This is a genomic window from Cytophaga sp., from assembly GCF_051961495.1.
GTDB lineage: Bacteria > Bacteroidota > Bacteroidia > Cytophagales > Cytophagaceae > Cytophaga.
On sequence record NZ_JBQCDF010000248.1, the window covers coordinates 1 to 4300 of the forward strand.

At 40.8% G+C, this 4300-nt stretch carries 5 protein-coding genes; all 5 read right to left on the reverse strand.

The window, feature by feature from the left end; all coding sequences use genetic code 11:
* Positions 1–125 precede the first annotated feature (125 nt).
* On the reverse strand, positions 126–713 hold the full coding sequence (locus ACTHJT_RS13520) for a hypothetical protein (protein WP_440239043.1): 588 nt from the start codon (positions 711–713) through the stop codon (positions 126–128).
* A gap of 55 nt (positions 714–768) precedes the next feature.
* The gene (locus ACTHJT_RS13525; protein WP_440239045.1) at positions 769–1926 is read right to left on the reverse strand and encodes an FAD-dependent oxidoreductase; all 1158 of its coding nucleotides are present in this window, start codon (positions 1924–1926) and stop codon (positions 769–771) included.
* A gap of 78 nt (positions 1927–2004) precedes the next feature.
* A complete protein-coding gene (locus ACTHJT_RS13530) occupies positions 2005–2763 on the reverse strand; it encodes a DUF6597 domain-containing transcriptional factor (RefSeq protein WP_440239047.1) in 759 nt (252 codons plus the stop codon).
* An 80-nt stretch (positions 2764–2843) separates the two neighbouring features.
* The gene (locus ACTHJT_RS13535) at positions 2844–3437 is read right to left on the reverse strand and encodes a riboflavin synthase (RefSeq protein WP_440239049.1); all 594 of its coding nucleotides are present in this window, start codon (positions 3435–3437) and stop codon (positions 2844–2846) included.
* 113 nt (positions 3438–3550) lie between these two features.
* Positions 3551–4300: exopolysaccharide biosynthesis polyprenyl glycosylphosphotransferase (locus ACTHJT_RS13540; protein WP_440239051.1), on the reverse strand; the 750-nt coding region annotated here is incomplete at its 5' end.

Sequence of the window (4300 nt, forward strand, 5' to 3'; positions counted from 1 at the left end):
AGCAACTCCGGGTCGCTTTTCTTTAAAACCACATCAAACAATACCATATCTGCATAAGAAAAGGATTAGGTTTTTAATAAATCCTGCCGCACCATTACAAACTGGGATTCTGATAAAGTTTTTAATTAAACACTTTTATCTTTGTTGTAATCATAATTAGACATAAAATCACTTTGAGGAGACAGCTCATATACACCTTCCCATCTGGTATATGGATCTATGGCACAGGTTACCAGCCAGTCTTTTGTTTTTGTGTTTCGATCAATCGAATCTTTAATAGTATTGATCTGCTGCATCTCACGGATCCGGGCTTCGTAAGCCATTAATTCTTCATGCGTAGTCATTTCCTTAGCACCATAAGAAAGTGCTTGTGTTTCATAAAAATTCAGGCTGTCAACTTTATACAAAAATGCTAAAACCGAAGTGCCTGTTTTATAGCGGGCAGGTGCCGGACAAATCATCGTCGGTCTGAAGTGTACTTCAATGGTGTCCTGTATAAATTCTCCCTGATATATTTCCCGAATAACAAGAGAAGCTTTATGATCAGACCATATATCTGTATCAGATACTGCATTAACATCAACAACATCCGCATAAACAATATATTGTGACTCTGCTACCAACTTTCTGAGTGGACGCGGACTGATCGGATAGGCACATAATACATACCCGGTAAGCATTAGAAAAATGAAGCTGTATATCTTTTTCATCATGTGTTATAAAAATTTATGTAACTGATAACGTTGTGTATTTATTACTTATTACTTATTACCCTTCTCCACCAAACATCGTGATCATGTTTTCAAGTCCTGCTGCAGAATGTAAAGAAGCCGTCTGATCAAGTGTAATTTTACCAATCTCTACGAAACGTGCATGCATTTGCTTTTCATAGCAAGCCAGTGCTTCCTGAATAGTGGCAAACGATGGATCGTATAAACAACGGCTCAACTCCAGGGCATCCTGCATGGCCATATTCACACCTTCTCCCGCATATGGCGGCATCAGATGCGCGGCATCTCCCAGCATAGTCATATCCGGTAAGGTTTCCCAGGATTGATCCAGAGGCATACAATACTGCGGACGAACCACAAACTCCGGTTCTGCCTGATCAAACAATTCAAACCAGGCCGGAGCCCAGTCTGCAAAGGTCCTTTTAAACCAGCCACGTGCTTCACCGGACTTCTTAAAATCAACACCACAATTCTTCGCCCAGTCTTCTGTTGTATTAATGCCCGCATAAAATACCAGACTGCCATCTCCCTTTGAGCTGACAATAATGGTTTTAGAGTCGCTCACAGCAAAGATTTTCCCACCATTTAGCAATGCATGCATTGAAGGAACATTCTTTTCAGAATTATATACGGCACCTTCTACAATGGTAACCCCTGAAAAGAATGGTTTCAATGCTGTAATCAGCGGACGGACTTTTGAATTGGCACCATCCGCAGCAATAACAAGATCAGCCGTTGCAGCAGTGCCATTATAAAAATTCAGCTGCCAGCCCGTTGCTGTTTTTTCAACATTCAATAAATGACTGTCCCATACAACTGAACCAGGCTGTAATGATTCCAACAGAATCTTGCGCAGAGGACCGCGGTCAATTTCGGGTCGCTGCAATTGCTCTTCTCCTTCAAATGCATCTTCGAAAAAAATCGTAGCATGTTTATCGACCAGCCGCATCTTATCTGCACCCGGACGGTAATGGGCATAAAAAGCATTCATTAAACCAGCTTCCTGCAAAGCCGCAAGTCCCGATTCTTCATGCAGATCCAGCGTTGCGCCCTGCACGCGTGCATCCTTGTTTACATCCCGTTCATACACCTTCACTTGGGCACCTTTTTGCTGTAACAAACGCGCAAGTGTTAAACCACCCGGACCGCCGCCAACGATTGCTATTTTCTTTGCATCAATGATTGATTGTTTCATTTCCTTGAATTTAAATCCATAATCTGTTTTCAGATGTTAGAGTACCTATACAGGTAATTCTAAATCTATACACCAAAATTATTTCTTCTTCAAGAGGGAAAATTGTATAAATCGGTCGTCTTTGTTCCGGCTAAGTACTTTAGGAACCACACCGGCAAATTTCTTTACATCACGGATAAAATGCGCCTGATCGGCATAATGCTGCTCCGGAAAAAGTTTTCCTGACTTGATCTGTGTAAAAGAAGCTCTGAACCGCAAAATGGTTAAGTAGTTTTTTAAAGAGATTCCAACCCATTGCTGAAAATACCTGTTGATCTGGCGGCTGCTCCAGCCACAGGCATCAGCGGCCTCTTGTATAGAAATGCTGCCTTTTGAATTGTAAATAGATTGGGAGAGCTTGTGCTTTCTGTTATCGACGCTTACGTGGAGGTGTTCTTGTAATGCATGGGATACTTGCTTTACGAATACATCCAATCCGTTCAGATCTTCTTTATGAATTTTTAAAAAATCATTCCGTAAATAACGTACAGCATTAACAGCATTGGCTACTGAAGTATTGAGAATATATTCCAGGGCTAAAAATTTAAAACTGATTGCATACATGACAGTACGCGGCGCCAGTATGGCCTGGGAAGACTCTGTCGTAATTCCCGAAAGCGTTACATGAAATGGTTCATTAGCAGCATACCCAAAGAATACATCAAAGCTGCCATCGGGCAATACAACAATTTCTTTTGCTTCATCCGAAAGGTTTTCCAGTACCCAGAAAGATTCTACAAAATCTGCCAGAGCGGGTTCCGGGAGCTGGAAAGCATATTGGATGTGAGCTGATGACATCTTTATAAAAAATCAGTTAACGTATTTACATCACTCTATATTTTCTCATTAAAGCAAAAACACTGACTACTGTTTACTGACTACTGTTTACTTCTTCCCAACAGTTTCGCGGCATATTTTCCGAGTATATCAAATTCAATATTCACCTTTGAGCCAACTACACATTCCTTTAACGAAGTATGCTCAAAAGTATATGGAATGATGGCTACGGAGAACGCATCGTCTCTGGAGTCAACAACGGTAAGGCTAATTCCATTTACACAGATAGAGCCTTTTTCAACCGTTACATTACCTGAGGATGCGTCATACTGGAAAGTAAACAGCCAGCTGCCGTCATCATCCCGGCGTTGTGTACATACTGCGGTCTGATCCACGTGTCCCTGCACAATATGTCCGTCAAACCGACCGTGTGCAGGCATGGCACGTTCCAGATTCAGATGCATGCCCTGCTTCCATTCAGCAATGCTTGTTTTACGGATTGTTTCCTGAATGGCTGTTACGGTATGTGTATCATCACCCAGTGCTACTACCGTTAAACAAATGCCATTGTGTGATAAACTCTGATCAATTTTTAATTCATGTGAGATAGAAGAACGAACTGTGAAATGCAAATTTCCCTTTTCTTCAACAATCTTCTCAATAACCCCAAGGCTTTCTATAATTCCTGTAAACATTTTCGTTTGCTGTTGAATTCAATTTATGCATTATGAATTGAAATTAATGATTGTGTTATGAGTTTTGAATAAACATTTTATTTAATTCATAACTCATAATTTATAATTCATAATTACTTTCCTCTTCCCTGGAACATGATCAGCACGGTATCCAGCATGATCTCCAGATCCAGTGAGAGCGACATATTTTCAATGTATAAGATATCGTACCGTAAACGATCCACCATCTCATCTACATTTTCTGCATAGCCGAATTTTACTTGCCCCATGGACGTGATGCCCGGCCGCACTTTATGCAGATGTTTGTAATAAGGCGCTGTCTTCATAATCTGATCAATAAAAAATTGACGCTCAGGCCTAGGTCCGACCAGCGACATATCACCTTTCAACACATTGTAAAACTGAGGGAACTCATCGAGCCGCGTTTTACGCATGATTTTTCCCCATGGTGTAATACGACTGTCTTTATCATTTGCCAATGCTGGCCCCAGTTTTTCAGAATCAATATACATGCTTCTGAATTTAATGATCTTAAAAGGTTTGGCATTTCTACCAATACGCTCCTGCTTATAAAAAATCGGTCCTTTCGAACTCAGCTTTGTAAGCAGCGCAACAATAATTAAGAACGGCATGCCAATGACCAGCACCAGCAGCGCTGAAAATATATCGATGCAGCGTTTCAAAACTTTTTGCCACACAGGAATCAGATCCTGGTTGATCTCAACCAAGGGCAGGTTTGATAACAGTTTTACTTTTACGGAACCTAATATCAGCTGATAATTTTCAGGAATAATATTGATTTTGACCGACTCCCCTTCTAGTTCTCCCAACACTTGCTCAAGATATTCATGCTCATCTTTTTC

Coding starts and splice junctions, on each gene's coding strand:
- ACTHJT_RS13520 (WP_440239043.1), bottom strand. CDS start 713: ATGATGAAAAAGATATACAGCTTCATTTTTCTAATGCTTACCGGGTAT.
- ACTHJT_RS13525 (WP_440239045.1), bottom strand. CDS start 1,926: ATGAAACAATCAATCATTGATGCAAAGAAAATAGCAATCGTTGGCGGC.
- ACTHJT_RS13530 (WP_440239047.1), bottom strand. CDS start 2,763: ATGTCATCAGCTCACATCCAATATGCTTTCCAGCTCCCGGAACCCGCT.
- ACTHJT_RS13535 (WP_440239049.1), bottom strand. CDS start 3,437: ATGTTTACAGGAATTATAGAAAGCCTTGGGGTTATTGAGAAGATTGTT.